Source organism: uncultured Caulobacter sp., assembly GCF_947036865.1.
Lineage (GTDB): Bacteria > Pseudomonadota > Alphaproteobacteria > Caulobacterales > Caulobacteraceae > Caulobacter.
On sequence record NZ_CAMQSF010000016.1, the window covers coordinates 1 to 26,821 of the forward strand.

Genomic DNA, 26,821 nt, shown 5'->3' on the forward strand with positions numbered 1-26,821 from the left:
GCTTCGTTCAAGCCCGCCTCCGGGTGAACAACCTTCATAGCTTCGACAGCTAGGCTCCTATGCCGAAGGTTAACCGGGGATTTACGCACGAGGGGTCATCCTCCGGACACCTGTCGCCCGGAGCCGTCGTCGTGGCTATCGACCCGACCGCGCCCTTGAGCCCGATGATCCCGCCTACGCCGGCGGGGACGCCCGCGGGCGCGACCGCGCTGGCTCAGGCGATCGCGCGTCAGGCCCTTTCCGATGCGACCGCCCGTCTCGGCGAGATCGTGGGCCGCGCGACGGACGCGGCCGAGGGGGAAAAGCCCGTCGGCCAAGCCGGTCAGGCCTCCGCCCAAGACGCCGGTCACGCCGCCGATACGCCGGCCAAGGGCGCGCCGTCCGCGCGGACGACGCCGTCCTGGTCCGCGCCCGAAACGCGAATGGCGCGCGTCGTCCAGGCGGCCGCCGCCGAGGCGGCCCCGCGCCAGGCGGGCCTCGCCCCGCTGATGGCCGATGTTCGAGCCCTGGTCGAGCGCCCGGATGCGCCGGCCGAGGTTCGCCAGGAGGGCGAGGCCCTGCTGGCGCGGGCGCCGCCGGCGGTCGAGATCGCCACGCCGCTGGGGTTGCGTCGCGCCATCGCGCGCTCCGGCGTCTTCCTGGAGGCGAGGATGGCGCGCCTGGCCGTCGGATCGCCCGCCGAAGCGCCGCCGCGCGAAACCCGCGCCGCCGACTTGAAGGCGGGCCTTCTGGTTTTCCGAAGCGCGTTGTCCGCGTGGCTGGTCCGCGCCGCGCCGCCCGCCATCTCGCCGTCGTCGCCGGAACCGACCGCCCAAGTCCAGGCCGCGGCGGAGACGGCCTTGGCGGCGCGCTCCGCCGATGCATCCGCCCCGATGGCGCCTGACGCGGCGCGACAGGTTTCCGCCCAGACCGCGCCCGGCCCGGCGCCAGCGACCCAGGATCTCGTCCAAGTCGACGAGGACTCGCGCGCGGAGGCGCCGGCCTCGAGAGATCATCCGCCCCCCGCGAGCGTCGCGCCGAGCCCGCTCGCGCATGATGTGGAACCCGCTCGGAAGGCCGCTTCACCAGTCGCCGCTTCGCCGGTCGGCGAGCCCCTAGAGCCGCGGTTCGCGGGCTTCACGGCGTCGCCCCGGCCGCCGGCCGCCCACGCCTCGCCTGATCGCGCCGGGCTGCCCGCCGTGGTCCAACTCGGCCTGATCGAGGCGGAAGAGGCCGCGCGTCCGCTTTCCGATGGCGTCCCGACGGCCGAGGGCGAGACGCGGGGCGCTAGGGCCTACGGCGCGGCGACGGCCGAGCCCCGGCCCAAGGCGCCGCCGCCGCCCTATGCGGGTGGCCCGATGCTCGGCCAGAGGCCCGCGACGCCGGACCTGCCGGCTGATCTGCCCCTGGTCGAGCTGGTTCGCCGCCTGCTGAAAGGCGCCAGCGGGGCCTTGGCGCGTCAGGCCCTGATGCAGATCGCCTCGTTGCCGGAGACGCCGCGCCATGAGGGCGAGGCGCCGGAGGCCAGATCCCCCGGCGCCCGACTGAACTTGGATCTGCCGTTCGTGACGCCGCAGGGTGTCGCCGTCGCGCAGATGGAGATCAGCCGCGACGGCGGCGGCGCGGGCGGCGGCGTCGCCGCTCCGGTCGAGCGCACCTACCGCGCCCGCTTCTCGATCGACGTCGAGCCTTTGGGTCCGGTCCATGCCTTGGTCACGCTCACCGGCGCCCGGACACGCGTGTCCTTGTGGGCCGAGCGTTCGGAGACGATCGCGCGGCTTCGCGCCGGCGAGGAGAGCCTGGGCGCGGCGTTGCGCGAGGCCGAGCTGTCGCCGGAGGTCGCCGTCCATTCGGGCGCGCCGCCCAGCGCGGACGGCGGCGGTCCGCTGGGCCATTTCGTGGATCAGGCCTCATGAGCGGCGTCACCGGACCCTCGGCCCGCCCGCGCCTCGCGGTGGCCTTGCTGTATGAGGACCCGAACGCGCCAAAGGTCGTGGCCTCGGGCCAAGGCTGGGTCGGCGAGAAGATCATCGAGACGGCCCGCGAGCACGGGGTGCCGATCGAGGAGGACCCGGTTCTGGCTCAGGCCCTGTCGACGATCGAGATCGACGAGGAGATCCCCGAGGCGCTGTATCGCGCCGTCGCCGAGGTGTTGAGCTTCCTGCTAAAACCCTGAACAAAAAAGGCCCCGCCGAAGCGGGGCCTGATCCGTGGTCGCGTCGTTCGCCTTAGCGGCTCTCGACCGGCACGTAGTCGCGGTGCGTGGCGCCGGTATAGAGCTGGCGCGGACGGCCGATCTTGCGGGTCGGATCCTCGAACATTTCCTTCCACTGGCTGATCCAGCCGACGGTGCGGGCCAGGGCGAACAGCACGGTGAACATGTTGGTCGGGAAACCCATCGCCCGCAGGGTGATGCCCGAATAGAAGTCGATGTTCGGATAGAGCTTGCGGTCGACGAAGTACGGATCGTTAAGGGCGACCTTTTCCAGCTCCTGGGCGACGTTCAGCAGCGGGTCGTTGTTGTGGCCCAGCTGGCCCAGGACCTCGTGCGCGGTCTTCTGCATGACCTTCGCGCGCGGGTCGAAGTTCTTGTACACGCGGTGGCCGAAGCCCATCAGCTTGTACTTCCGGTCCTTCACGCCCTGGACATAGTCCTTGATGTTGTCGACCGAACCGATGGTCTCCAGCATCTCGAGCGCTTCCTGATTGGCGCCGCCATGCGACGGGCCCCACAGGCAGGCGATGCCGGCGGCGATGCAGGCGAACGGGTGCGCGCCCGACGAGCCGGCCAGGCGGACGGTCGAGGTCGAGGCGTTCTGTTCGTGGTCGGCGTGCAGGATGAAGATCCGGTCCATGGCGCGGGTCAGCACCGGGTTCGGCTTCCAGTCCTCGGCCGGCACGGCGAAGCACATGCGCAGGAAGTTTTCCGAATAGGACAGGTCGTTGCGCGGCGACACGAACGGCTGACCGACCGTGTACTTGTAGGCGCGGGCGGCGATCGTCGGCATCTTGGCGATCAGGCGGTGGGCGCTGATCTCCCGCTCGCGCGGATCGTCGACATTGATGCTGTCCGAATAGAAGGCCGACAGGGCGCCGACGGCGCCGGTCATCACCGCCATCGGGTGGGCGTCGCGACGGAAGCCCTCGAAGAAGCGATCGAACTGGGCGTGCAACATCGTGTGATAGGTGATGTTGTGCTCGAACTTGGCGAACTCGTCGGCCTTGGGCAGTTCGCCGTTCAGCAGCAGATAGCAGACCTCGAGGAACGAGGACTTCTCGGCCAGCTGGTCGATCGGATAGCCGCGGTGCAGCAGAACGCCGGCGTCGCCGTCGATATAGGTGATCTTGCTTTCGCAGGACGCCGTCGAGGTGAAGCCCGGATCGAAGGTGAAATGGTCGCTTTCGGCGTAGACCTTCCGGATGTCCAGAACGTCCGGACCCGTGCTGCCCTTGAGGATCGGCAGGTCGTAGCTCTTGTCGCCGATCGTCAGCGTGGCTTTATCGGTCATTCCCTAGACCCCTTCATAATTGGAGCGAGCAGTCCAACCTTGGCATTTCGCAGGCGCGTTATAGCGCCTCATGCGCGCGTAGCCAGGGCGTCGTCAAGGCGCCCCAAACTCTCTTCGCGGGCGAGCGCGGCCATGGTCCTGTTCAGATCCGGCGCCGGCGCGCCGCCGGTCAGGATCCCCCGCAGCGCGGGGCCGAACTTGCCGAAGCCGACGCCCTCGGATTCCGCGAACGATTTCAATACCGTCTCCAGAGCGGCGGCGTCGAAGGACGGCGCGTTCGCCAGCTGATCACGCAAGCGCTTGAGACGCTCGACGGTTTCATCGGTCAGCTGTTTGAGGGTCTTCTCCTCCAGGGCGAGCGGGCGGGTCTTCAGCGCGAACGCACAGTGATCGACCAGTTCGAGGATGGTCTTGGCGCCTTCCTTGACCTCGGGGACGGTCCGGGCGATCCGCTCGCGCGCGTCGGAGGGCAGGGGCTCGCCACGCTTCTCGGCGGCGGCCAGGGCCAGATCGGTCAGGCGCCCGTCGTCGGCCTTGCGCAGGTGCTGGGCGTTGATGTGGTTCAGCTTGGCCCAGTCCAGGCGCGCGGGCGCCTTGACCACGTCGGCCACGTCGAACCAGCCGATCGCCTGCTCGTCGGTGAACACCTCGTCGTCGCCGTGGCCCCAGCCCAGGCGCGCCAGATAGTTGCGCATACCCTCGGGGATGTAGCCAAGATCGGCGAACTCGCCGACCGCCTGGGCACCGTGGCGCTTGGACAGCTTGGCGCCATCCGGACCGTGGATCAGCGGGATGTGCGCGAAGGCCGGCACGGCCCAGTCCATCGCCTGATAGATCAGGGTCTGGCGGGCGGCGTTGTTCAGGTGGTCGTCGCCTCGGATCACATGGGTCACGCCCATGTCGTGGTCGTCGACCACGACCGCCAGATTGTAGGTCGGCGCGCCGTCGGCCCGCAGCAGGACCAGATCGTCGAGCTCGATATTGCGGAAGGTCACCGGGCCCTTGACCAGGTCGTCGACCAGGGTCTCGCCGTCCAGCGGCCCCTTGAAGCGGATCACGTGCGGCGCCGACAGATCGCCTTCGGGCGCGTCGCGCCAGGGGGAGCGGATGGCGCGGCCCTCGGCGCGGGCCTTCTCGCGGGCGACTTCCAGCTCCTCGACGGTCATCCAGCAGCGATAGGCGCGGCCCTTGGCCAGCAGCTCATGCACCACCTCGACGTGGCGCGGCGCGCGGGTGTGCTGGAAGATCACCGCGTCGTCGGACTTCAGGCCCAGCCAGTCCAGGCCCTCGAAGATGGCCGCCACGGCCGCCTCGGTCGATCGCTCCCGATCCGTGTCCTCGACGCGAACAAGGAACTTTCCTCCCGTATGGCGAGCATATAACCAGTTGAACAGCGCGGTGCGCGCGCCGCCGATATGCAGGAAACCGGTGGGCGAGGGGGCGAAGCGCGTGACAACGCCGGAGGAAATGGGGTTCGACATGGACTTCAAGGCTGCGGGATGGCGCGCCGGAAGCGCGCGGGAAAGCACGGGCCGCGAGGCGGCTTGGGCGGCGCGTCTTAGCATGCCGCTTCGCGCCGGGCCTAGCGGTTTTCGGCCTTGCGGCGAAGTTGGCGTCTCCAACGAAAATTCAACGGTTTCTAGGTGTTAGCGACCGAGATCCCGGTAGCGTCGTCGTCGGAAGCGGCCGCTGATGATCCGCCATGGCGCGATTTCCGGGTCTGGGCGCTGGCGGAGCTGCGCCGGAACCTGGAGCGGGACTTTCTGTGGGCGCCGGTCGCCTTCGGCCTCGGCGCCTCGGCCTATCTGGAGGCGCGGTCCGAACCCAGCCTCTGGGCGCTGGCGGCCAGCGTGGCGGCGCTGGTCGCTTTTCGATGGGCGTGCCTGAGATGGAGCGCCCCCAGATGGGCGTTGGTGCTGGTCACCCTGGCAAGCTTCGCGGCCGCCGGCGGCCTGGCCGCCAAGATCCGCGGCGATCGGGTCGCCGCGCCGATTATCAGCGGCGAACGCATCGTCCGGCGCGTCGAGGGGTTCGTCGTGGATGTCGCCAGCCCGGGGGCGGGCGGCCAGCGTCTTGTGATCGCGCCGGTGACGATCTCTGGCCTCGCGCCCGAACGGACGCCCACGCGGATCCGCGTGACGATCGGCGACGTCCCGCCGCCGGCGCCGGGGCAGGCGTTGCGTCTGAAGGCCATGCTCGGCCCGCCGCCGCCGCCCGCCGCGCCGGGCTCCTACGACTTCGCGCGCGACGCCTGGTTCGACTCGATCGGCGGGGTCGGCTTCGTGATCGGCGACGTCGCCGCCACGCGCCTCGATCAGCCGCCGCTCCGGCTGCGCCTGACCATGGCGGTGAACGCGTTTCGCTGGCGGCTCGCGCAGCGCCTGGTGGCGCGCATGGGGCCGACCAGCGGCGGCATCGGCGCGGCGATGGTCACCGGCCACGAGGCGTGGATCACCAGTGCTCAGACCGACGCCATGCGCGCCTCGGGCCTGGCCCACATCCTGTCGATCTCGGGCCTGCACATGGCGATCGTCGGCGGCTTCGTGTTCGGCGGCGCGCGCCTGCTCATCGCCGCCTGGCCGTGGCTGGCCTTGCGCGCCCCGGGCAAGAAGCTGGCCGCGGTCGCGGGCCTCGCGGCGGTGCTGGCCTATCTCGTCATCTCCGGCGCGCCGCCCCCGGCCGAGCGCTCGGCGATCACCGCCAGCGTCGCCTTCCTAGCCATCCTTTTCGACCGGCGGGCCATAACGCTTCATGGCCTCGCCGTCGCGGCCCTGGTGATCCTGGCCTTGATGCCCGAGACGGCGGCCGAGCCGGGCTTCCAGATGTCCTTCGCGGCCACGGCGGCTCTTGTGGCCTTGGCCGAGGCCTGGCCGACGCCCGTGCGCGAGATCTCGACACCCTGGTGGATCCGCTGGCCCCAGGCCGCCCTGACCTGGCTGGCCGCCAGCGTCGCGGCGAGCCTGGTGGCCGGTCTCGCGACCGCGCCGTTCGCCATGCAGCACTTCAATCGTGTCGCGGTCTGGGGCTTGCCGGCCAATCTGGCGGTCGAGCCGCTGTCATCCTTCGTCATCATGCCGTTTCTGGCGGTCGGGACGGTGTTGGAGGCCTTTGGGCTCGGCGGCCCCTTCCTGAAGGTCGCGGGCTGGGGCGTCGACTCGATGGTGGCGATCGCCAGCCGCTTCGCCAGCGCGCACGGCGCTCAACAGATCGTGGCCAGCGCCCCGTCTCAGGCTTTGGTCGTCGCGTTCCTGGGGCTGATGATCCTGTGCCTGTGGCGCGGCCGTCTGCGCTGGATCGGCGCGCCCCTGGCCCTATCGGTGGCGCTGTGGCCGAGACCCGCGCCGCCGGACGCGTGGATCGCCGCCGACGGCGTGACCGCCGCCGTCCGCGCCGGCGACGCGGCGGTGCTGCTGCGGGCGGACGCCAAGCGGTTCGGGGCCGAGCTCTGGGCGCGGCGGCGCGGCCTGATTCCGTCGGCTTCGGCGCTCTATGCCTGCGATCGCCGAACCTGCGCGCCGCGACCGGGCGCTCCGGCGCGGCTGGCCCTGGCCTGGAGCCGCAAGACGCCCGATGCCGAGACCCTGTCTGGCCTTTGCGTTCGGGCCGAGGTCGTGGTGGTGCGCGCGGCCGCGCCGACGCGGACGCCGCCGCTGTGCGCCGACACGGTGCTGCTGACCGGCGAGGACTTCGCCCGGGGCGGCGCGGCCGAGCTTTATCGACGGCCCGACGGCTGGCGCGTCGTCTGGGCCCAACCCTTGCGCGGCGACCGTCCGTGGAGCCGTATGCTGACAGGCGATGTCACGAGCGACCGCTAGGTCTTGTCGCGCCCGTCCCGAGGAGCCTCGCATGCCGAACCCGTTCGCCGCCCGCCGCGCGGCCTTCCGCGCCCTGCACGCCGAGGGCTGTTTCGCGCTGCCCAACCCGTGGGACGCCGGAAGCGCCAAGCGGCTGGCCAAGCTGGGCTTCAAGGCCCTGGCCTCGACCAGCGCCGGAGCGGCCTGGGCGCTCGGCAAGGACGACGGCCAGATCACGCGCGACGAGGCGATCGCGCATCTGCGCATGCTCTGCGCGGGCACGGATCTGCCGGTGAACGCCGACTTCGAGGACGGCTTCGCCGAGACGCCGGAGGGCGTCGTCGAGAATGTCGCCCTGGCGGTCGAGGCCGGTGTCGCCGGGCTGTCGATCGAGGACTGGTCGGGCCAGGCGCTCTATGATCTCCCGGTCGCGGTCGAGCGCCTGAGGGCGGCCCGCGCCGCGATCGACGCGACGGGGCAGGACGTCCTGCTGATCGGCCGGACCGAGGGCTATTTGCGTGGGATGAAGGACCTGGCGCCGACGCTGGAGCGCCTGCGGGCCTATGCCGCCGCCGGGGCCGACTGCCTCTATGCCCCGGGCGTCAGCGATCCCGACGAGATCGAGGCGATCGTCCAGGCCGTGGCGCCCAAGCCGGTCAATGTTCTCTTGTGGGGACCCGAGATGTCGGTCGAGACCCTCGGCGCGCTGGGCGTGCGGCGGGTCAGCACCGGCGGCGCGCTGGCGGCGGCGGCCTGGGCGGGCTTCGACGCGGCCGCCAGGCGTCTGGCGGAGGAGGGGCGTCTTATGCCGCGCGCCTAACCTCGTTGAGTGTTGGACGCCTCTCGGGAACCGTCCTCGCCCTTCGACAAGCTCAGGGTGAGGACGACTGTCGGCCCCGCAGGCGCAAAATCCTCATCCTGAGCTTGTCGAAGCATGTCCTCGGGCCGGCGCCGCCGGACCCGCGGGGACGAGGATTTCCATCCGGACTCGCCTCCACGCTCAACATGGACACCGCAAAAAGAACAAGAGCCCGGCCAGCATGACCGGGCTCCTCCCGAAACCGAGGATCGAGCGCGATCTAGTGGTATCGCCGGATCAGGCCCACCAGCTTGCCCTGCACCTCGACCTGGTCGGGGCCGAAGATGCGGGTCTCGTACTTCGGATTGGCCGCTTCCAGAGCGATCGAGCCGCCCTTCTTGCGCAGGCGCTTCAGCGTGGCTTCCTCTCCGACCAAGGCGACGACGATCTCGCCCGACGTGGCGGTGTCGCCCTTCTTGATGATCACATAGTCGCCATCGAGGATGCCGGCCTCGATCATCGAGTCCCCCTGCACCTCGAGGACATAGTGTTCGCCAGCGCCTAGCATGGTCTCGGGCACCGGCAGGCGTTCGCGCTCGTGCTGGATGGCGTCGATCGGCGTACCGGCGGCGATGCGGCCCAGGATCGGCAGTTCGCGACTATCGTTGGCGGGCGCTCCGACGGGCGCGGACGACGAGGCCGTCGCGCCGCCCCCTTCCAGAACCTGCGGTCGGAAAGCCCCGCGCCCCTTGGGCGGCGCCGCCGTCGTGGCCTGCTGCGGCAGCTTCACCACCTCCAGCGCCCGCGCCCGGTGAGCCAGGCGACGGATGAAGCCGCGCTCCTCAAGCGCCGTGATCAGGCGATGGATGCCCGACTTCGACGCCAGGTCCAGGGCCTCCTTCATCTCGTCGAACGACGGGGAGACGCCGGTCTCCTTGATCCGCTCGTGGATGAACATCAGCAGTTCGTGCTGCTTACGGGTGAGCATGGCGACCTCGGCTGGAGCGCGGAACAAACCGCAAACCTTGGTCATGTTCTCTAGGCGTTCTTCGTTAATGTCAAGTTGACGCTGTTCGCGCTGTGTTCATCCGGCCCCAAGGCTCAAGCCGCGTTGGGCGGCGCCGCGACGGACGGCTTTTCGATATCCTCGAACCGCGTCGCCAACTCGGGGAACTTGGGCGTGCAGGTCTCGTAGAAGCTGGCGATTCGGCGCATGTCCGATTCGTAGTCGCCGGTCGGGTAGAGCGCGGGCCCGAGACCGACCACCTTGCGGCGGTAATCCATCAGGCCCAGGACCATCGGCACGCGGGCGCCCATGGCGATATGGTAGAAGCCCGTCTTCCACTGCCGCGCCTTGCCCCGCGTGCCCTCCGGCGCGATCGTCAGCATGAACTGGTCGCGCTTGGCGAATTCCTCGACCATGGCCTTGACCATGTCCTTCGAGCGCTCGCGATCCAGCGGGATCCCACCCAGGTCCCGCATCATCTGGTCGAACGGCGGCTTGAACAGCGATGCCTTGCCGATGAAGCTCAGATTGAGGTTCAGCGCGTCGGCCGCGCCGACGAAATAGACGAAGTCCCAGTTGCTGGTGTGCGGCGCGGCTATGATCACGAACTTCCGCGTCTCCGGCGGCGCGCCTTCGATCCGCCAGCCGCGCAGCTTGAAGTGCGTGGCGAGACCCCATTTCACCACGTGGGCGAGCCAGTGCATGTGTTCTCCGAGTAGACTCGAAGCTTAGCCTAGCAGGGTTTTCGTGGCCGCCGTCACGTCGGGTTGTCGCATCAGGCTTTCGCCGACCAGCATGGCCTTGGCGCCAGCCGCTTCCATGCGCGTGACGTCGTCGTGGGTGAAGAGACCGCTCTCGGTGACCAGCAGCGCGCCTTTCGGCGCCTGGACCGCCAGCCGTTCGGTCACGGCCAGGTCGACGACGAAGCTCTTCAGGTCGCGGTTGTTGATCCCGACGAGGTCGGATCCAAGCGCCCCGGCCCGCGCCATCTCGGCTTCGTCATGCACCTCGACCAGGGCGTCCATGCCCAGGCTCCTGGCTTCCGACATCAACTCGGCCGCCAGCGTGTCGTCGATCATGGCCAGGATGACGAGTATGGCGTCAGCGCCCAGAGCGCGGCTCTCGGCCACCTGCCAGGGATCGACCAGGAAGTCCTTGCGGATGCAGGGCAGGGCCGTCGCCGCGCGGGCGGCCACGAGATAGTCGTCGGCGCCCTGGAAGCTTGGGCCGTCGGTCAGCACCGAGAGGCACGCCGCGCCGCCGGCTTCGTAGGCCTTGGCCAGAATGGGCGGATCGAAGTCCTCGCGGATCAGGCCCTTGGACGGCGAGGCCTTCTTGATCTCGGCGATCAGGGACAGCTTGCCGGGCGCGTGCTTGGCCTCCAGGGCGGCCTTGAAGCCGCGCGGCGGGGAGGCGGCCTTGGCGGCGGCGTCGACCTCGGCTTGCGCGCGCGCGACCTTGCGGGCGGCGACGTCCTCACGCTTGTAGGCGGCGATCTTGGCCAGGATATCGGTCACGCGGGAAGTTCCGTGTTGGTGGCGGCCACCAGGCCGTCCAGGGCGGCCTTGGCGCGGCCTTCGTCGATGATGTCGGCGGCCAGGTCGACGCCCTCGGCCAGGGTCTCGACCTTGTCGGCGACCAGGAAGGCGGCGGCGGCGTTCAGCAGCACGATGTCGCGATAGGGGCCCTTCTCGCCGTCCAGCAGCCGCGTCAGGGCCGCGGCGTTGAAGGCCGGATCGCCGCCGGTCAGGTCGGCCAGCGAGGCCCGGGGCAGGCCCACGGCCTCGGGGGTGATGGTGAAGAGCCGCAGGCGGCCTTCGCGCCATTCGGCGACCTCGGTCTCGCCCGTGGTGGTCAGCTCGTCCATGCCCGAGCCATGCACCGACCAGGCCCGCTCGGCGCCCAGCGCGCCCAGGGCCTTTGCGATCGGCTCAACGAAGCGGGGCGCCGACACCCCCACCACCTGTCGCTTGGCGCCGGCCGGATTGGTGAGGGGGCCCAGCAGGTTGAAGATCGTCCGGAAGCCCAGTTGCTGACGGATCGGCGAGACGTGCTTCATCGCCCCGTGATGGGCCTGGGCGAACAGGAAGCAGATGCCGGCCTCGTCCAGCGCCCGGCGCTGCTGCTCGCGGCTGGCGTCGATATTGACGCCCAGCGCGGTGAGAACGTCCGCCGTGCCCGACTTGGAGGTGATGGCGCGGTTGCCGTGCTTGGCGACCTTCAGTCCGCCGCCGGCGGCCACGAAGCCGACCGCCGTCGAGATGTTCAGCGTGTGCAGGCCATCGCCGCCGGTGCCGCAGACGTCGATGACGTCGTAGGGATGCTCCAGCCGCACGGCCGCGCGGCGCATGGCGCGGGCGCAGGCGGCGATCTCGCCCACGGTCTCGCCGCGCAGGCGCATGGCCGTGACGGCGGCGGCCACCTGGGCCGGGGTCGGCTCGCCGCGCAGGCAGGCGGCGAAGAACACCTCGGCGTCCTCGTCGCCCAGGGTCTGACCGTCGGCCAGCTTGGCCAGCAGCGGCTTGAAGGCGTCGGACATGGCTAGACCCAGATCGCCGCGTCGCGCTGGACCTTGGCCAGGTCCATGAAATTGGCCAGCAGCTGGTGGCCGCCTTCGGTGGCGATCGATTCGGGGTGGAACTGGACGCCGAACACCGGCCGGGTGCGGTGCTGCACGCCCATGATCTCGCCGTCGTCGGTCCAGGCGGTGACCTCCAGCTCGGGCGGCAGATCCTCTCGCCGGACGGCCAGCGAGTGGTAGCGCGTGGCGGTGAACGGGTTGGGCAGGCCCTTGAAGACGCCCTTGTCGTCGTGGCGGACCTTGCTGACCTTGCCGTGCATCACCTGCTTGGCGCGGATCACCTCGCCGCCATACGCCTGACCGATGGCCTGGTGGCCCAGGCACACGCCCAGGATCGGCAGGTCCTCGGGCGCGCCGCGCAGCAGTGGCAGGCAGATCCCGGCCTGGTCCGGGGCCTTGGGGCCGGGCGACAGCAGCACGGCCTGCGGCTTCAGCCCCAGCGCCTCCTGCACGGTCAGGGCGTCGTTGCGGTAGACCACCGTCTCCGCGCCCAGCTCGTTCAGATAGTGGACGAGGTTGTAGGTGAAGCTGTCGTAGTTATCGATGACCAGGATCATGAGGCCGCCTTTCGCAGCGTCGTTCTAGCGCGCGGTAATCCGATGTGTAGCGGCATTTTCGCGCGGAGCCTTCAGGGACGGTGACAACGGTCGCGGCGCTTAGGCATGCTTGGCGGATGGAACCCCGTGATTCCGCCCTCGATCCCGTCGCCATCGCCTATGTTCGGGCGCTGCTGCGACCCAGAACGCGCGTCCATAAGATCGGACCCGTCCTGGCCGCGGCGGCGTTCGCGGCGGTCTGCGCGATCAGCTTCGCCACCGTGATGGTGCTGGCGCCGCCGGCGGTGACCCAGCATCTGCCGGAAGATCGCCTCGGCGGACCGTAGCAATCAGCCCTAAGGCTCAGCCGAACCGCCAGGCCTCCTCGGCCGCGCGCTTCAGGGCGCGGGACTTGTGGAGGGTCTCGTCGTACTCGGCGTCCGGATCGCTGTCGGCGACGATGCCGCCGCCGGCCTGGACGTACATCATGCCGTCCTTGACCAGAGCCGTGCGCAGCACGATGCAGGTGTCGACCGCGCCGTCCGCGCCGAAATAGCCGACCGCGCCGGCATAGCCGATGCCGCGCTTTTCGACCTCAAGCTCGTCGATGATCTCCATCGCCCGCACCTTGGGCGCGCCCGACAGGGTGCCGGCGGGCAGGGCGGCCATCAGCACGTCGACCGGATCGACGCCCTCGGGCGCCGTCCCTTCCACGTTCGAGACGATGTGCATCACGTGGCTGTAGCGCTCGATCGTGAAGCTCTCGGTCACTCGGACGTTCGGACCTTTCGGACGCTCCGACGGCGCGTTGCGGCCCGGTTCGCGCAGCATGGCCACCCGGCCCACGTCGTTGCGGCCCAGATCGAGCAGCATCAGATGCTCGGCGCGCTCCTTGGGGTCGGCCAGCAGCTCGGCTTCCAGGGCGGCGTCCTCCTCGGGCGTGGCGCCGCGCGGACGGGTGCCGGCGATCGGTCGGATGGTGATCTTGCCGTCGCGCAGGCGGACCAGGATCTCGGGGCTGGAGCCGACGAGATTGAAGCCGTCCAGGTTCAGGAAGAACAGGAACGGCGAGGGGTTGGTGCGCCGCAGCGAGCGGTACAGCGCGAACGGCGGCAGGTCGAACGGCGCGCGGAAGCGGTGGCTGGCCACGACCTGGAAGATGTCGCCGGCGGCGATGTAGTCCTTGGCCTTGGCCACGACCTCGGCGTAGTCGGCGCGGCTGACCGGCGTCGTGAAGTCCATCGGACCGCGCGGGGCGCGCGGCGCCTCATGGGCCAGGGGACGGCGCAGGTCGGCCATCACCGCCTCGATGCGCGCGCGGGCGGCGTCGTGGGCGTCCTTGGCCGAAACGCCAGCCCGAGGCCGGACCGCCGTGGTCAGGATGATCTCCTGGGCGATGGCGTCGAACACCGCCACGATCGAGGGCCGCGTCATGATCCCGTCCGGCAGGCCCAGGGTGTCCTCGTTGACGTCGGGCAGGCGCTCGACAAGGCGGACAAGGTCGTAGCCCAGGGCCCCGAACACCCCGGCGGCCATGGGCGGCAGCCCCTTGGGCAGTTCCATGCGCGCGTTCGCCACGAGGTCGCGCAGACTGTCCAGCGCGCCGTCCGGCTGGGGCGTGAAGCGGCCGGCGGCGATGGCCTCGCCCTCGGCGATCTCGGCCTGGTCGCCGCGACAGCGCCAGACGAGATCGGGATTGAGCGTGACGATCGAATAGCGACCGCGCCAAGCCCCGCCCTCGACGCTCTCGAACAGGAAGCTATAAGGCCGCGCCTGGGCGATTTTCAGATAGGCCGAGACCGGGGTCTCGAGGTCGTCGATCAGGCGGGTCCAGACGACCTGCGGCCGTCCAGCGTCGTAGATTTCCGAGAAGACGTCGTACGCGGGCTCCAGGCTCATTACTCGGCTTTCTTTCCGCCCTTGGCCGCTTGGGCCTTGGCCAAGGCCTCGGTGTCGACCCCGATGGCCTGACGGGCCAGGGTCAGGTTGCTCTTGGTCTTCAGCTGAACCTTGGCGGCGGCGCGCGAGGCTTCGCCCAGGTCACGCATCAGGCCGTTGCCGACCTGACCCTGGGCCAGCACGGCGATCTGGGCCACGCCGGCCGTCGGCGCGGCGCGAACCGCTTCCAGCTTGGCGACGACGAACGCCTCGCCCTGCTGACCGGCGCGGGCGGTGAAGACCTCGCCGGGCTTGGCCTGGAAGGCGGCGCCCAGGAACTCGCGGCCCAAGCCCATGTGCTGCTGCATGTTCTGGCGCGACAGGCCGGCCACGCGCTGCACCTTCGACTGGGTCGAGGCCGCGACGGCGTCCATGGTCTCGCCCTTCTTGACGCGCGCGGCCAAGGCCTCGCCCTTGGCCTTCAGGCGCTTGGCCATTTCCTGACCCAGCCAGACATTGGTCAGCAGCGGCTTGATCTCGGCCAGCGGCGGCATGGCGGCCGGGATCACCTTCTCGACCTTGACGGCGTAGTACTCGCCCTTGCCGGCTTCGATGAGATCGCTTTCGGCGCCTTGGCCCAGGCCGAAGGCGGTCTTGACCATGTCCGGGGTCAGGCCCGGGACGGGCTGGCCGGTCTGGTCCGCGCCCTGGGCGGTGATCGGCGCGGTCGTCTGGACGAGGGCGCCGGCCTTGGTCGCCGCGGCGACAAGATCGGCCCCGCCGTCATGGGCGTCCTGATAGGTCTGGGTCTGGTCGTAGGCCTTGCTCTGGGCGGCCTGGGCGCGAACCTCGGCCTCGATCTGCGGCCGCACGCTGGCCAGCGTCGCCGTCACCCCCGGCGTGATCTTGGTGATCTTGATCACCGAAATGCCGAGCTCGCCATTGATCGGACCGCTGACCTGGCCGGCGGCCAAGCCGAAGGCGGCGTCGGCGACCTTGCGGTCGGGCACGGCGCTCTTGGGCTTGTCGACCAGGGCGACCGGCGAGCGGCCGAAGGCCTTGGCGACTTCGGCGGGGTCCTCGCCCTTGGCCAGGCGCTGCGAAATCGTGGCGGCGGCCTTGGCGTCCGGCGCGACGATCTGGATCAGCGAGCGCGTCTCGGGCTTGGCCAGGCTGTCCTTGCGGAAGTCGAAGGCCTTCTGGATCGCGGCCGGATCGGGCGTCACGCTCGGCTCCAGCGCCTTGGCGCTGATGCGCATGATCGACAGGACGCGGGTCTCGGGGCGCGTCAGCCGCTCGCGGTTCTCGTTCATGAACGCTGTAAGCTGGGCGTCGGTCGGGGCAGCCGGACGCTCGATCGTCGCCGGATTGATCGCGAAGGCGGCGATGTCGCGGCCTTCCATCTCGTACGCGGCCTGCATCGCGCCGTAGATGCGCGGCGCCTTCAGGCCATCGGCGACGGCGGAGAAGAAGTGGGTCTGGGCGATCTCGTCGCGCAGCGAGGCCTCATAGGTCTGCGGCGTCAGATTGTTCTGCCCCAGCAGGGCCGTGTAGAGCTTAGCGTCGAACTTGCCGGTGATCGGATCGAACGGACGCTGGCCCGGCGGCAATTGGCTCATCTGCTCTCGCACGATCTTGCCGACCAGCTTGTCCGACGGAATGACGCCCATGTCGTGGATGGCGGCGGCCATCGATTCCTGCAGCGTCAGCTCCTGCACGATCTGGCGGTCGATGCCGGTCTCCACCGCCTGGTCCGGCGTGATGGCCTGGCCGTTCCGCTGCTCCATCGCCTTGCGATAGTTGTCGAAGCGCAGCTTGAAGTCCTGCGCCGACAGGGTGCGCGACCCCGCGCTGATCACGCCCGAGCCGCGCGGCCCCTTGAACACGTCGCTGATGCCGAAGATGGCGAAGCTGACGATCAGCAGGCCAAACAGCAGCACCGCGAACGGCGATTTGGCGAAGGCGCGGAAACCGGCGAGCATCGTGACGAGAACCTTCCTGGCGGACCGCCGGCGAACGGACGCGGCGGTCGAGAGCAGCGGATATAGTAGAGCCGAAGGCGCGGGGGCAAGCGGCGCGGGCTTGACTTCCCAAGCGGGCGTGACCCCAAGAAGGCGCCCATGAGCCTTACAAGCACGACTCCCCGGCCTCTGATCGCCGGAAACTGGAAGATGAACGGCCTTTCGGCCGCCCTGGACGAGGCCCGCGCCGTCGCGGCGGGCCTGGACCGCCGCCCCGCGGCCGCCCGCGTCGCTCTCTTCCCGCCCGCCACCCTGCTGCACCGCCTCGCCGAGGCCGTCGAGGGTTCCTTCGTCCTGGTCGGCGGCCAGGATTGCCACGCCCAGGCCAAGGGCGCCCACACCGGCGACGTCTCGGCCGAGATGATCGCCGACGCCGGCGGAACACTGGTCATCGTCGGCCATTCGGAGCGTCGCACCGATCACGGCGAAACCTGCGCGCGGGTCGCCGCCAAGGCCCAGGCGGCGATCGACGCCGGCCTCGAGCCGATCATCTGCGTCGGCGAGAGCCTCGCTCAACGTGAAGCCGGCGAAGCCGTCGCCTTCGTCGTCGACCAGATCCGCAACTCGCTGCCCGCGAGCCTGACCGGCAAGGCCTTCAATGTGGCCTACGAGCCGCTTTGGGCCATCGGTACGGGACGCGTCGCCTCGGTCGACAACATCGTCGAGATGCACGCGGCCATTCGCGCCGAGCTGATCGCGCGTTTGGGCGACCAAGGCGCGACTGTTCCGATCCTCTATGGCGGGTCGGTCAAGCCCGATAACGCCCGCGAAATCCTGGCCGCGCCCGAGGTGGGCGGCGCCCTGGTGGGCGGCGCGTCGCTGAAGGCCAAGGATTTCCTGGCCATCATCGAAGCCGCCTGAGACGCCGACGGCGCTCGGGCCGGGGGGAGCGAAGGCTTCACTCGGCCCAGAATCCTTGACAGAGCGGCGCCCACGTGCGCCTTACCGCGCCTTGCAAATCACCGCGTATTCAAGACTTTCATGACCTCGATGCACGCCTATCGCACCCATACCTGCGGCGCTCTGCGCGCCTCCGACACCGGCGCGGCCGTGCGTCTGTCGGGCTGGATCCATCGCAAGCGCGACCACGGCGGCCTGGTCTTCATCGACCTGCGCGACCACTACGGTCTGACCCAGCTGGTCCTGCACCCGGAGACCCCGGGCTTCAACGTGGTCGAGCGCCTGCGCGCCGAGAGCGTGATCCGCGTCGATGGCGAGGTCATCGCCCGTGACGCCAGCGTGGTGAACCCGAACCTCCCGACCGGCGAGATCGAGATCCGCGTCTCGGCCGTCGAGGTGCTGTCCGAGGCCGCCGAGCTGCCGCTGCCGGTCTTCGGCGAGCCGGACTATCCGGAAGAGATCCGCCTGAAGCACCGCTATCTCGACCTGCGCCGCGAGACCCTGCACAAGAACATCATCCTGCGCTCGCGCGTGATCCAGTCGATCCGCAACCGCATGTTCGCGCAGGGCTTCCACGAGTTCCAGACGCCGATCCTGACGGCCAGCTCGCCCGAGGGCGCGCGCGACTTCCTGGTGCCTTCGCGGCTGCATCCGGAGAAGTTCTACGCGCTGCCCCAGGCGCCCCAGCAGTTCAAGCAGCTGCTGATGGTCTCGGGCTTCGACCGGTACTTTCAGATCGCGCCGTGCTTCCGCGATGAGGACCTGCGCGCCGACCGCTCGCTGGAATTCTACCAGCTCGACGTCGAGATGAGCTTCGTGACGCAAGAAGACGTCTTCGCCGCCATCGAGCCGGTGATGCACGGCGTGTTCGAGGAGTTCTCGAACGGCAAGCCGGTGTCGCCGATCGACGGCACGCACACCTTCACCAACGATTTCGGCCAGTCGTTCGAGCACAAGGGCTTCGAGCGCCTGACCTACGCCCAGTCGATGGCCTGGTACGGCAGCGACAAGCCGGACCTGCGCAACCCGATCAAGATGGCCAACGTCTCGGAGCACTTCCGCGACGGCGGTTTTGGCCTGTTCGCCAAGATCCTCGGCGCCGACGCCAAGAACCAGGTCTGGGCGATCCCCGCGCCGACCGGCGGCAGCCGGGCTTTCTGCGACCGCATGAACAGCTGGGCCCAGGGCGAAGGCCAGCCGGGCCTGGGCTACGTCTTCTGGTCGGAAGACCAGGGCGGCTGGGGCGGCCCGATCGCCAAGAACCTGGGCGAACCGACGCAGGCGCTTATGGAGTCGCTGGGCCTGGGCGCCGGCGACGCCGCCTTCTTCGTGGCCGGCGATCCCGCCGTGTTCGCCAAGTTCGCGGGCCTGGCTCGCACGCGCGTCGGCACGGAGCTGAAGCTGGTCGACGAGAACCAGTTCAAGTTCTGCTGGATCGTCGACTTCCCGATGTTCGAGTGGAACGAGGACGAGAAGAAGGTCGACTTCTCGCACAACCCGTTCTCGATGCCGCAAGGCGGTCTGGAGGCCCTGGAGAACCAGGATCCGCTGACGATCCGCGCCTATCAGTACGACATCGTCTGCAACGGCTACGAGCTGTGCTCGGGCGCGATCCGGAACCACAAGCCCGAGATCATGCTGAAGGCCTTCGCGATCGCCGGCTACGGCCCCGAAGTCGTCGAGGAGCAGTTCGGCGGCATGCTGAACGCCTTCCGCTACGGCGCGCCGCCGCACGGCGGTCTGGCGCCCGGCATCGACCGCATCGTCATGTTGCTGGCCGACCAGGTGGCCATCCGCGAGGTCATCGCCTTCCCGCTGAACCAGCAGGGCCAGGATCTCCTGATGAACGCCCCGGCCCATGTGCTCGACAAGCAGCTCAAGGAACTGCACATCCGCACCGCGCCGCCGATCAAGGTCTAGGACCCGCGGATCGATCCAAACGAAAGGCTGTTTTAGCCTTGAGTGTTGATGGCCTCGTCAGCGCCGTCCTCGCGCTTAGACTGGCTCAGGGTGAGGACGACTGCCGGCCCGGCGGGCGCGAAATCCTCATCCCGAGCTTGTCGAAGCATGTCCTCGGGCCGGCGCCGCCGGACCCGAGGGGACGAGGATTTCCGTCCGGACCAGCCTCCACGCTCAACGTGAATGCAGCCAAACGAAAACCCCTCCGGTCCCGAGATCGGAGGGGTTCTTTATGTCCATATCGCCGCCAGGGCGAGTATCACCACTTCGGCGGTTTGGGCGGCTTCGGGACGGCCGGCGGCGCGGGCGGGGCCGGCGGGCTCGTCATGGTTTTCGAGATCTCGCGCAGCAGCATGAAGCGCTGCGAACCCCGGAGGCCGTTGCATGGCCGCACGGTGAGCCCCTGAGGCAGGCGCGCCCCAGTGCCGCAGGCCTCGTCCAGCTGGTCCTGATTGAGGCCGCGCGCGCCCGAGAAGTCGACGCCACTCAGATTGGCCAAGCTGAGGTCGGCGTTATGGAAATCGGCGCCGCTGAACACCGCGCCCTGCAGGCTGGCGCCGGTCAGGTCGGCGTCGCGGAAGCTGGCCCCTTCGAAGCGACCGCCCGTCAGGTTCGCGCGGGTCAGATCGGTGTTCGAGAAGTCGGCGTCGCGGGCGTTGACCGACTGCAGGTTGGAGCCGTTGAGCTCGGCGTGCGACAGCCGCGCCTTGCGCAGGTCCGCCGCGACCAGTTGCGAGCCGTGCAGTTCGGCCGACGACATGTCCGCCCGGACAAGGGCGGCGGACTGCAGGTTGACGCCGCTGCCCTCGACGCCCGACATGCGGGCGTCGGTGAAATTGGCGCTGGCGAAATTGGCGCCGCGCATCTCGGCGCCGCGAAGATCGGCGCGGCTGAGGTCCGAGGACTGGAAATTGCTGCCGTAGAACATCGCGCCGCGCAGATCGGCGCCGATCAGCACGGCCTTGACGAAGTTGGCGCCGGCGAACTTGGCGTTCATCAGTTTGCGGCCGGCCAGGTCGCAGTTGGCGCACATCCCGCCGAACGAGGTCAGCTTGGCGACGTCCTTGTCCTCGATCGACGCTTGCGCCTGGCCGGACATGGCCAGCAGGCTCAGCGTGATGGCGACAATGGAAACGCCCAAGCGGGACATCGACTTCTCCGTTCAGTCATAAGCGACTGTGTGAGTTACGGTTTGGACCGGCGGAGGTCGATAAGCCACTTAAATCGCGGTAATGACAGGTCTTTAACGGCACCGGGGGATGGAGAGACCACGCGGGGGCGCCGTGGAGTCGTCGCCGCACGCCTGGCTCAGCTGGCCTTGGGTCAGACCCGTCGCGCGATCCATCTCGGCGCCCGAGAAATTGACGCCGGAAAGTCTGGCCCCGGAGAAGTTGGCGCCTTGCAGATAGGCGCCGACGAAGCTGGCGTTGGTCAGGTCCGCGCGCGCGAAGCTGGCCCCCGTCAGCACGGCGCCATAGGCGTTGACGTCGCGCAGGTCGCCGCCGGTGAAGCGCGTGCGGTTCATGATCGCCGCCGAAAGATCCGCCTGGCGCAGCCGCGCGCCGGCGAGGTTCTTGTTCTTCAGCTCGAGGTTCGAGAGATCGGCCTGGAAGAGATTGCAGCGCGGGCAGTTGGCCCCGCGACGCACGGCCGCGATCTGGCTGGCGTTCTGGGCGTCGGCGGGCGCGGCGAGCGCCAGCAGGGCGAGGGCCGAGAGGAGGGCGATCGGTTTCATTCTGGGGCGGATCCCGCGAAAAGGGTCGTCTTCACCCTCGCGCAGCAAGCTTAACGCCAAGCGAACGCTCAGGACGAGGCCATCGGCCCCGGTCGGTCTGATTGCGCGCCGCAGGTGTCGCACACCGTCATCCCGCCGCGTCGGACCAGCGAGAGGTCGCCGCAGGCCGGACACATCTCGCCGTCCGCGCCCGGACGGTCCGCGCCTTCGACCCGCTTGCGGCCGAACGAGGCGAAGACCAGGTTGTCGGGGGCCGCGCCGCGCGAAAAGCCTTTGGAAATGAACTTGCTGGCCGGAACGGCGTCGGACTCGGCTTCCTCGGCGTCGCTGTCCGGCGCGCCCTTGCCCCAGCCCAGGCCGTCGGCGTTGAATTGACCGCTATCGCCATTGGCCAGGTCGTCACGGCCCAGATAAGACACCCCGAGTTCGCGGAAGATGTAGTCCAGGATCGAGGTGGCTGACTTGATCGAGTCGTTGCCGGTGACCGGGCCGGCGGGCTCGAACTTGGTGTAGACGAAGGCGTCGACGAACTCCTCTAGGGGCACGCCGTGCTGCAGGCCCAGCGACACCGCGATGGCGAAGTTGTTCATCAGGCTGCGGAAGGCCGCGCCTTCCTTGTGCATGTCGATGAACAGCTCGCCCAGCTCGCCGTCCTCGTACTCGCCGGTGTGCAGATACACCTTGTGACCGCCCACGGCCGCCTTCTGGATATAGCCCTTGCGGCGGTCCGGGAGGCGCCGGCGGGAGCGATCGCGCTCGACGATCTTCTCGACCACGCGCTCGGTGACAACCGGCTCGCGGGCGGGCGTCGGGCGCGGCGTCTCGGTCGCTTCCTCGGGCAAATCCAGTCTGAAGTCCGCGGGCGGCGCCGCGCGGACCAGACGCAGGGCGCGGACGCCCGCGCGCGCCGCCGCCGCCTGGGCGCGGACCGCGTCTGCGGGCCGGGCGTCGAAGGCGATCGGCGCGACAACGGGCGAGGGAGCGCAGGCGAAGGCCTCGACCGCCGCGATCATCGCGAGCCGGTCCGCGAAGCTTGGCGCCTCGACCGACCGGAAAGCCTCGCGCAGCTCCGGGTTCAGCGCCTCGCAGTCGCCCAGGGTTCCGGCCCCCAGGGCGTGGCGTTCGGCGGCGGCGATCTCGGCGGGCGAGAAGTCGGCGAAGGCCAGGGTGTCGAAGTCGCGACGGGCCACGTCCTCGGCCGAGGCGCCCAGGACGTCGCGCAGGAAGCCCGCGCCGACTACGGCGGGCGCGAAGGCGGCGCGCAGGCCGTGGTGCTCGCGCAGCGCATGTTCGGCCCTTTCGATCTCGTGGGCGGTGAAGCCGCGCGCCTGCAGCATGGCATGGTCGATCGCCGGGCTCTCGGCCAGGGAGCCATGGCCGAGGGCGTGACGGCGGGCCGCGTCCAGGTCGACGCCTTCGCTCGACAGGGCCTCGAAAGCCGCGGCGCTGAAGGCGGGCAGGAGGAAGCCGTCGGCGGTCTGGGTCACCGACACGGGCGACATCGCGCCGGCCGGCCCGACTGGCGCGCCGCCCAGACGCAGCGTGGCCTCCGGGTCTTCGATCGGCGCCACCAGCATCGCCGAGCGCAGCCCGTGCTTACGGGCCAGGGCGTGGGCGGTGGCGAGCGCGGCGGCGGCCTCGGTGGCCAGGGCCGAGCGCAGGGCGGCGGCGCGCACGCGGCGTTCGGCCAGGGTCTTCAGCACGCCCTGCTTGTCCTGCGCGAAGACGGGGTCGTGGCCAAGAACGGCGGCGGCCTCGGCGCTGGCGGACAGGGCCGCGCCCACGGCCAGGGCCCACAAGGCGGCGGCGCCGTCGCGGCCCTCGACGCTGGTCTGGGCGTAGCCTTGGCTCAGCAGGCAGTCGCCGACCCCCGCCAGCGACAGGCGGGCCGGGCGGTCGCCGCGCTCCAGTTCCAGCGCCGTGGCCCACAGGTGGCAGACATAGGTGAAGCGCTCGACGTCGAAGCCGTCCGCGTCGAGGAAGGCGCTGGCGTCGATGGCCGCGCCGATCCCGACGCCGCGCGACAGGGCCTCGGCGTCGGCGGGCGAGAAGGTCAGGGTCAGGGATCCGGTCTCCCAGCCGACCTGGGCGGCGAGGGCGGCGGCCTCGTCGCCGGCCGCCACGCCCGTTCGTGACGCCGAGGCGACCATCGCGCGGTCGGGCTCCGGCGCGGGCTCGCCGACGGGCGCGCGCGCGGTGTCGGCGCTGGCGATGGCGTCAAGGATCGTGCGGTCGTCGGCGCCCAGCTCGCGCGCTTTTCGCGCCGCGCGGGCCAGGGCGGGGTTCTTGCGAACATCGGCGCAGGCGCGCGGATCGCCCGAGCAGCGGCGGACCGCGTCGGTGACCTGGGCCAGCGCCGCGTCCAGCCGCGCCGCCGCCTGGGCGGCCAGGAGGCGACCACGCCGCCGCGCCAGGCTGTCGCGCGCCAGACCCTCGAACTCAAAGCCCCCGATGTCTGGGAGCAGTTCCATCCCCGGCTGGCCCCGCGCTGGCGTGGCGATCCCCGACAGCATGGTGGTCAGCAGGGCGTCGCGGAACGCCGCGGCGTCGGCCTTGTCGCCGAACAGACCTTGGGCAAGCCCCGCCTGGGCGATCCGATCGGCGTAGCGCGCCGGACCGCCGCCCAGCGGCGCCTTGGGCGCGATCTCGCCGCCCCAGTCCAGCCAGGCCTCGACACGCGCGTCGCTCCAGGACGCCGGCGCGGAGATCACGACGACCCCATCGGCGCGCTCAAGGTCGCGCCACTCCATCGCGGGGGCGAGTCCGGCGGCTTTGACGGGCGTGCGCATGGGCTGTTTCCGGTCCGGGCGGCGATCTTCGCGGCTTAAGAAATCCCTAACGACTGATTCCAGGCGGGCGGGATGCGCTTAAGGTCGCAGCCGAGGTTAGGACTTCGCTCGCCGCGCCTCAATACATGTTGCGGGTGTGCCCGCCCTAATCCACAAGATGTTGAAACACGCCGCCGCCGCGTGGCGCTGGACGCTGCGGGTCCGGAACGCTATGGTCCGCGCGACTTCGCCGCGCCCGTCGCGGCGTCCAAAGACTTGCGAATTCAGGTGCGAACCGAGTGCTGAAAGCGATCTTCACGTGGTGGAACGGCGCGACCCTGGGTCAGCGTTTCCACATCGGCCGCCGTGGCGTGTTCGTCGGTCAGGACGACTACGGCAACCGCTATTTCGAAGCCCGCGACAACAGCGACAGCTACGACGGCCGTAAGCGCCGCTGGGTGATCTATGATGGCTACGCCGAGGCCTCGAAGGTGCCGCCGGAGTGGCACGGCTGGCTGCACTACACGATCGACGAACCGCCGACCCAAGCGCCACTGAAGCGCCGCGCCTGGGAGAAGGATCACCTGCCGAACCTGACCGGCACCGTGCACGCCTGGCGTCCGCAAGGCTCGCTGGCGCGCGGCGGCGAGCGTCAGGCCGCCACCAGCGACTATCAAGCCTGGACGCCGGAATAGGCCGATGGCCCGTCGGGCGTCCCTGGCCGTCGCCGTTGTCGGTCTGTCCGGTCTCTGTCTGACCGGCGCGGCCCTGGCGCGTCAGAGCGCGTCCCAAGTCCAGACCCCCGCCGCGCCGACGCAAGCGCCCGCGGCGCCCGTGGCGCGCCCCGCCACGCCGGCGAGCTCCGCGCCAGCGGAGCTGCGTCCGGCTCAGCCGGTGCAGGTCTCGCCGGCCGTCGCCAATCCCAATCCGCCCGCCTCGCCGCCGCCGGCCGCCGCCGGAGCTCCGGCCGCGACGACCGATCCCAAGGCCGCGACCACGACGCCGGCCAAGCCGGCCGAGCCGGCCAAGCCGGCCGAGCCGGCCAAGCGCCAGCGCTACACGATCGCCATCCTGCAGGCGCTGGACAAGGTGACCACCGAGACCATGCGCTTCGAGGCGCCGGTCGGCCAGCCGATCCGCTACAAGACCCTGGTCTTCACGGTCCGCGCCTGCGAAACCGCCGCCGCCGACGAGATCGCGCCCGAGACGGCGGCCTATGTTATCGTCGACACCCAGCCCAAGGCCCAGGCCGGTCGCGCGGCCCCGCCTGGTCGCCAGGTGTTCAAGGGCTGGATGTATGCGAGCTCCCCGGGCCTGCACCCGCTGGAGCACCCGGTCTATGACGCCTGGCTGATCGCCTGCAGGCAGGCCGCGCCCGTGGCCCCCGCCGCCAAGCCGTAGAAGTCGCCGGGCGCGGTCAACGCCTTGGACAGCCGCCGGCGATAGTCCGCGCGGCTGATCTCAATCACGCCGAACTGGGCCAGGTGGTCGGTGATGAACTGGGTGTCCAGCAGCTGATAGCCGCCGGCCAGCAGCCGCGCGACCAGATGCACCAGCGCCACCTTGCTGGCGTCGCGCGCGGTCGAGAACATGCTCTCGCCGAAGAACGCCCCGCCCAACGAGACGCCATAGAGCCCGCCGACCAGCTCGTCGCCGCGCCAGGCCTCGACGCTGTGGGCTAGACCGCGCGCGAAGAGCTGGCCGTAGAGCCGCTGGATCGGATGATTGATCCAGGTCTCGAGACGCCCGGGCCGCGAGGCCGCGCAGTTCTCGATCACCGCGTCGAAGGCGGTGTCGATCCGGATGGCGTAGAGGTCGGCCCGCACGGTGCGGGCCAGGCGCTTGGGGAGGTGGAAGTCCCCGAGCGGCAGGACGCCCCGCCGCTCGGGATCGATCAGGAAGACGCTTTCATCTTCCCGGGCGTCCGCCATCGGGAAGACGCCCCGGGCGTAGCAGGCGATCAGGTCCTCGACCGTGAAGGCGTTGTCCATCGCCTGGTCCGGATCAGGCTTCCTGGGCTTTGATCCAGCGCTCCAGCCAGTGGATGTCGTAGTCGCCGGCCAGGATGTCGGGCTGCACCAGAAGGTCCTGGAACAGCGGGATCGTGGTCTCGACGCCGCCGACGACCATCTCGGCCAGGCAGCGCTTCAGGCGCGCGACGCACTCGGCGCGGTCGCGGCCATGGACGATCAGCTTGCCGATCAGGCTGTCATAGAACGGCGGGATCGCGTAGCCGGTGTAGATCGCCGAATCCAGGCGAACGCCCAGGCCGCCCGGCGCATGGAAGTCCGTGATCGTACCCGGCGACGGCGTGAAGGTCCGCGCGTTCTCGGCGTTGATCCGGCACTCGATGGCGTGGCCTTCGAAGACGACGTCGTCCTGGGTGAACGACAGCGGCAGGCCGGCGGCGATGCGGATCTGCTCGCGCACCAGGTCGATGCCGGTGATGGCTTCGGTGACCGGGTGCTCCACCTGCAGGCGGGTGTTCATCTCGATGAAGAAGAACTCGTCGTTCTCCCACAGGAACTCGATGGTGCCGACGCCCAGGTAGCCGATGGCCTTGACCGCATCGACGACGATCTTGCCGATCTTGGCGCGACCTTCGGCCGACAGGGCCGGCGAGGGGGCTTCTTCGAGCACCTTCTGGTGGCGGCGCTGCAGCGAACAGTCGCGTTCGCCCAGGTGCACCACGTTACCGTGGCTGTCGGCGATGACCTGCAGCTCGATGTGGCGCGGCTTCTGAAGGTAGCGCTCCATATAGACCGTATCGTCGCCGAATGCGGCGCGGGCCTCGGCGCGGGCGGTCGAGACCGCCTCGGCCAGGTCCTCGCGGGTCTGGGCGACCTTCATGCCCCGCCCGCCGCCGCCGGCGGCGGCCTTGATCAGCACGGGGAAGCCGATCTTCTCGGCGGCCTCGAAGGCCTCTTCCTCGGTCGAGACGCCGCCGTCCGAGCCGGGAACGACCGGAATGCCGGCGTCCTTCACGGCCTGCTTGGCGGTGATCTTGTCGCCCATCATCCGGATGTGCTCCGGCTTCGGACCGATGAAGGTGAAGCCGTGCGCGCCGACGATCTCGGCGAAGCGGGCGTTCTCCGACAGGAAGCCATAGCCTGGATGGATCGCCTGGGCCCCGGTGATCTCGGCGGCCGCGATGATCGACGGGATGTTCAGGTAGCTCTTGGCGGCAGGGGCCGGCCCGATGCAGACGCTTTCGTCGGCCAGGCGCACCCACATGGAGTTGCGGTCGGCCTCGGAGTGCACGGCCACCGTGGCGATGCCCATTTCCTTACAGGCGCGGTGAACCCGGAGCGCGATCTCGCCCCGGTTCGCGATGAGGATCTTGTCGAACATCAGCT

At 69.8% G+C, this 26,821-nt stretch carries 23 protein-coding genes and 1 pseudogene; 10 read left to right on the forward strand and 14 right to left on the reverse strand.

Annotated elements, in window-relative coordinates; translation table 11 throughout:
• Window positions 1-131 precede the first annotated feature (131 nt).
• Both Q0V34_RS10790 and Q0V34_RS10795 read left to right on the forward strand, forming a co-directional pair.
• On the forward strand, window positions 132-1,895 hold the full coding sequence (locus tag Q0V34_RS10790; RefSeq protein WP_297511596.1) for a flagellar hook-length control protein FliK: 1,764 nt from the start codon (window positions 132-134) through the stop codon (window positions 1,893-1,895).
• Window positions 1,892-2,155, forward strand: a complete 264-nt coding sequence (locus tag Q0V34_RS10795; protein WP_297511598.1) for an EscU/YscU/HrcU family type III secretion system export apparatus switch protein — start codon at window positions 1,892-1,894, stop codon at window positions 2,153-2,155. The genes Q0V34_RS10790 and Q0V34_RS10795 overlap by 4 nt, the downstream gene beginning before the upstream one ends.
• A 52-nt stretch (window positions 2,156-2,207) precedes the next feature.
• Here the strand turns inward: Q0V34_RS10795 and gltA are convergent, their stop codons facing one another.
• Both gltA and gltX read right to left on the reverse strand, forming a co-directional pair.
• Window positions 2,208-3,488 carry a citrate synthase gene (gene gltA / locus Q0V34_RS10800; protein WP_297511600.1) on the reverse strand — a complete coding sequence of 427 codons (1,281 nt, stop codon included), beginning with the start codon at window positions 3,486-3,488 and terminating at the stop codon, window positions 2,208-2,210.
• A gap of 68 nt (window positions 3,489-3,556) precedes the next feature.
• Window positions 3,557-4,969: a glutamate--tRNA ligase gene (gene gltX, locus Q0V34_RS10805; protein WP_297511602.1), complete on the reverse strand. Its 1,413-nt coding sequence runs from the start codon at window positions 4,967-4,969 to the stop codon at window positions 3,557-3,559.
• A gap of 246 nt (window positions 4,970-5,215) precedes the next feature.
• Between gltX and Q0V34_RS10810 the strand changes: the two genes are divergently transcribed.
• From Q0V34_RS10810 to Q0V34_RS10820, 3 genes and pseudogenes are all read left to right on the forward strand, one after another.
• A complete protein-coding gene (locus tag Q0V34_RS10810; RefSeq protein ID WP_367272058.1) occupies window positions 5,216-7,303 on the forward strand; it encodes a ComEC/Rec2 family competence protein in 2,088 nt (695 codons plus the stop codon).
• Window positions 7,304-7,334: 31 nt separating this feature from the next.
• Complete coding sequence (locus tag Q0V34_RS10815; protein WP_297511604.1) at window positions 7,335-8,102, forward strand: isocitrate lyase/phosphoenolpyruvate mutase family protein; 768 nt, start codon at window positions 7,335-7,337, stop codon at window positions 8,100-8,102.
• Window positions 8,103-8,107: 5 nt separating this feature from the next.
• A pseudogene (locus Q0V34_RS10820) lies at window positions 8,108-8,214 on the forward strand (hypothetical protein); the annotation flags it as partial.
• A 147-nt stretch (window positions 8,215-8,361) separates the two neighbouring features.
• Here Q0V34_RS10820 and lexA read toward each other — a convergent pair.
• The 5 genes from lexA to Q0V34_RS10845 form a co-directional block, all read right to left on the reverse strand.
• Window positions 8,362-9,069: a transcriptional repressor LexA gene (gene lexA / locus Q0V34_RS10825; RefSeq protein ID WP_297511606.1), complete on the reverse strand. Its 708-nt coding sequence runs from the start codon at window positions 9,067-9,069 to the stop codon at window positions 8,362-8,364.
• A 113-nt stretch (window positions 9,070-9,182) separates the two neighbouring features.
• A complete protein-coding gene (locus tag Q0V34_RS10830) occupies window positions 9,183-9,791 on the reverse strand; it encodes a lysophospholipid acyltransferase family protein (RefSeq protein WP_297511608.1) in 609 nt (202 codons plus the stop codon).
• Window positions 9,792-9,815: 24 nt separating this feature from the next.
• Entirely contained in the window at window positions 9,816-10,604 is a 789-nt protein-coding gene (gene trpC / locus Q0V34_RS10835) for an indole-3-glycerol phosphate synthase TrpC (RefSeq protein ID WP_297511610.1), read from the reverse strand.
• Entirely contained in the window at window positions 10,601-11,626 is a 1,026-nt protein-coding gene (gene trpD, locus Q0V34_RS10840; RefSeq protein WP_297511611.1) for an anthranilate phosphoribosyltransferase, read from the reverse strand. The genes trpC and trpD overlap by 4 nt, the downstream gene beginning before the upstream one ends.
• Before the next feature lie 2 nt (window positions 11,627-11,628).
• Window positions 11,629-12,225 (reverse strand): aminodeoxychorismate/anthranilate synthase component II, encoded by a 597-nt coding sequence (locus tag Q0V34_RS10845; RefSeq protein ID WP_297511613.1) that lies wholly within the window; start codon window positions 12,223-12,225, stop codon window positions 11,629-11,631.
• A 116-nt stretch (window positions 12,226-12,341) separates the two neighbouring features.
• On the opposite strand from Q0V34_RS10845, the gene Q0V34_RS10850 reads away from it, so the two are divergent.
• Window positions 12,342-12,551, forward strand: coding sequence for a hypothetical protein (locus tag Q0V34_RS10850; RefSeq protein WP_297511614.1), 210 nt, complete (start codon window positions 12,342-12,344; stop codon window positions 12,549-12,551).
• 16 nt (window positions 12,552-12,567) lie between these two features.
• On the opposite strand, the gene trpE is transcribed toward Q0V34_RS10850, so the two are convergent.
• Window positions 12,568-14,103 (reverse strand): anthranilate synthase component I, encoded by a 1,536-nt coding sequence (gene trpE, locus Q0V34_RS10855; RefSeq protein ID WP_297511615.1) that lies wholly within the window; start codon window positions 14,101-14,103, stop codon window positions 12,568-12,570.
• Entirely contained in the window at window positions 14,103-16,064 is a 1,962-nt protein-coding gene (locus Q0V34_RS10860; protein ID WP_297511617.1) for a peptidylprolyl isomerase, read from the reverse strand. The genes trpE and Q0V34_RS10860 overlap by 1 nt, the downstream gene beginning before the upstream one ends.
• Before the next feature lie 138 nt (window positions 16,065-16,202).
• On the opposite strand from Q0V34_RS10860, the gene tpiA reads away from it, so the two are divergent.
• Window positions 16,203-16,964: a triose-phosphate isomerase gene (gene tpiA / locus Q0V34_RS10865; RefSeq protein ID WP_297511618.1), complete on the forward strand. Its 762-nt coding sequence runs from the start codon at window positions 16,203-16,205 to the stop codon at window positions 16,962-16,964.
• Between the two features lie 120 nt (window positions 16,965-17,084).
• Window positions 17,085-18,923, forward strand: coding sequence for an aspartate--tRNA ligase (aspS, locus tag Q0V34_RS10870; protein ID WP_297511619.1), 1,839 nt, complete (start codon window positions 17,085-17,087; stop codon window positions 18,921-18,923).
• A gap of 298 nt (window positions 18,924-19,221) precedes the next feature.
• On the opposite strand, the gene Q0V34_RS10875 is transcribed toward aspS, so the two are convergent.
• From Q0V34_RS10875 to Q0V34_RS10885, 3 genes are all read right to left on the reverse strand, one after another.
• On the reverse strand, window positions 19,222-20,112 hold the full coding sequence (locus tag Q0V34_RS10875) for a pentapeptide repeat-containing protein (RefSeq protein WP_297511621.1): 891 nt from the start codon (window positions 20,110-20,112) through the stop codon (window positions 19,222-19,224).
• Window positions 20,113-20,205: 93 nt separating this feature from the next.
• Window positions 20,206-20,697: a pentapeptide repeat-containing protein gene (locus Q0V34_RS10880; protein WP_297511624.1), complete on the reverse strand. Its 492-nt coding sequence runs from the start codon at window positions 20,695-20,697 to the stop codon at window positions 20,206-20,208.
• Window positions 20,698-20,765: 68 nt separating this feature from the next.
• On the reverse strand, window positions 20,766-23,486 hold the full coding sequence (locus Q0V34_RS10885) for a ribonucleotide reductase (RefSeq protein ID WP_297511627.1): 2,721 nt from the start codon (window positions 23,484-23,486) through the stop codon (window positions 20,766-20,768).
• 278 nt (window positions 23,487-23,764) lie between these two features.
• On the opposite strand from Q0V34_RS10885, the gene Q0V34_RS10890 reads away from it, so the two are divergent.
• Window positions 23,765-24,160, forward strand: coding sequence for an NADH:ubiquinone oxidoreductase subunit NDUFA12 (locus tag Q0V34_RS10890; protein ID WP_297511629.1), 396 nt, complete (start codon window positions 23,765-23,767; stop codon window positions 24,158-24,160).
• A gap of 4 nt (window positions 24,161-24,164) precedes the next feature.
• Window positions 24,165-24,866, forward strand: a complete 702-nt coding sequence (locus Q0V34_RS10895; RefSeq protein ID WP_297511630.1) for a DUF2155 domain-containing protein — start codon at window positions 24,165-24,167, stop codon at window positions 24,864-24,866.
• Here Q0V34_RS10895 and aat read toward each other — a convergent pair.
• Both aat and accC read right to left on the reverse strand, forming a co-directional pair.
• Window positions 24,803-25,456, reverse strand: coding sequence for a leucyl/phenylalanyl-tRNA--protein transferase (gene aat / locus Q0V34_RS10900; RefSeq protein ID WP_297511632.1), 654 nt, complete (start codon window positions 25,454-25,456; stop codon window positions 24,803-24,805). The two genes, Q0V34_RS10895 and aat, sit on opposite strands and share 64 nt — an antisense overlap.
• 13 nt (window positions 25,457-25,469) lie before the next feature.
• Entirely contained in the window at window positions 25,470-26,816 is a 1,347-nt protein-coding gene (gene accC, locus Q0V34_RS10905; RefSeq protein ID WP_297511634.1) for an acetyl-CoA carboxylase biotin carboxylase subunit, read from the reverse strand.
• Window positions 26,817-26,821 lie beyond the last annotated feature (5 nt).

Excerpts from the sequence above, each read along its gene's own strand:
- Q0V34_RS10795 (WP_297511598.1), top strand. The coding sequence starts at position 1,892 with ATGAGCGGCGTCACCGGACCCTCGGCCCGCCCGCGCCTCGCGGTGGCC.
- gltA (WP_297511600.1), bottom strand. The coding sequence starts at position 3,488 with ATGACCGATAAAGCCACGCTGACGATCGGCGACAAGAGCTACGACCTG.
- gltX (WP_297511602.1), bottom strand. The coding sequence starts at position 4,969 with ATGTCGAACCCCATTTCCTCCGGCGTTGTCACGCGCTTCGCCCCCTCG.
- Q0V34_RS10815 (WP_297511604.1), top strand. The coding sequence starts at position 7,335 with ATGCCGAACCCGTTCGCCGCCCGCCGCGCGGCCTTCCGCGCCCTGCAC.
- lexA (WP_297511606.1), bottom strand. The coding sequence starts at position 9,069 with ATGCTCACCCGTAAGCAGCACGAACTGCTGATGTTCATCCACGAGCGG.
- Q0V34_RS10830 (WP_297511608.1), bottom strand. The coding sequence starts at position 9,791 with ATGCACTGGCTCGCCCACGTGGTGAAATGGGGTCTCGCCACGCACTTC.
- trpD (WP_297511611.1), bottom strand. The coding sequence starts at position 11,626 with ATGTCCGACGCCTTCAAGCCGCTGCTGGCCAAGCTGGCCGACGGTCAG.
- Q0V34_RS10845 (WP_297511613.1), bottom strand. The coding sequence starts at position 12,225 with ATGATCCTGGTCATCGATAACTACGACAGCTTCACCTACAACCTCGTC.
- Q0V34_RS10850 (WP_297511614.1), top strand. The coding sequence starts at position 12,342 with ATGGAACCCCGTGATTCCGCCCTCGATCCCGTCGCCATCGCCTATGTT.
- trpE (WP_297511615.1), bottom strand. The coding sequence starts at position 14,103 with ATGAGCCTGGAGCCCGCGTACGACGTCTTCTCGGAAATCTACGACGCT.
- Q0V34_RS10860 (WP_297511617.1), bottom strand. The coding sequence starts at position 16,064 with ATGCTCGCCGGTTTCCGCGCCTTCGCCAAATCGCCGTTCGCGGTGCTG.
- tpiA (WP_297511618.1), top strand. The coding sequence starts at position 16,203 with ATGAGCCTTACAAGCACGACTCCCCGGCCTCTGATCGCCGGAAACTGG.
- aspS (WP_297511619.1), top strand. The coding sequence starts at position 17,085 with ATGACCTCGATGCACGCCTATCGCACCCATACCTGCGGCGCTCTGCGC.
- Q0V34_RS10875 (WP_297511621.1), bottom strand. The coding sequence starts at position 20,112 with ATGTCCCGCTTGGGCGTTTCCATTGTCGCCATCACGCTGAGCCTGCTG.
- Q0V34_RS10880 (WP_297511624.1), bottom strand. The coding sequence starts at position 20,697 with ATGAAACCGATCGCCCTCCTCTCGGCCCTCGCCCTGCTGGCGCTCGCC.
- Q0V34_RS10885 (WP_297511627.1), bottom strand. The coding sequence starts at position 23,486 with ATGCGCACGCCCGTCAAAGCCGCCGGACTCGCCCCCGCGATGGAGTGG.
- Q0V34_RS10895 (WP_297511630.1), top strand. The coding sequence starts at position 24,165 with ATGGCCCGTCGGGCGTCCCTGGCCGTCGCCGTTGTCGGTCTGTCCGGT.
- aat (WP_297511632.1), bottom strand. The coding sequence starts at position 25,456 with ATGGACAACGCCTTCACGGTCGAGGACCTGATCGCCTGCTACGCCCGG.
- accC (WP_297511634.1), bottom strand. The coding sequence starts at position 26,816 with ATGTTCGACAAGATCCTCATCGCGAACCGGGGCGAGATCGCGCTCCGG.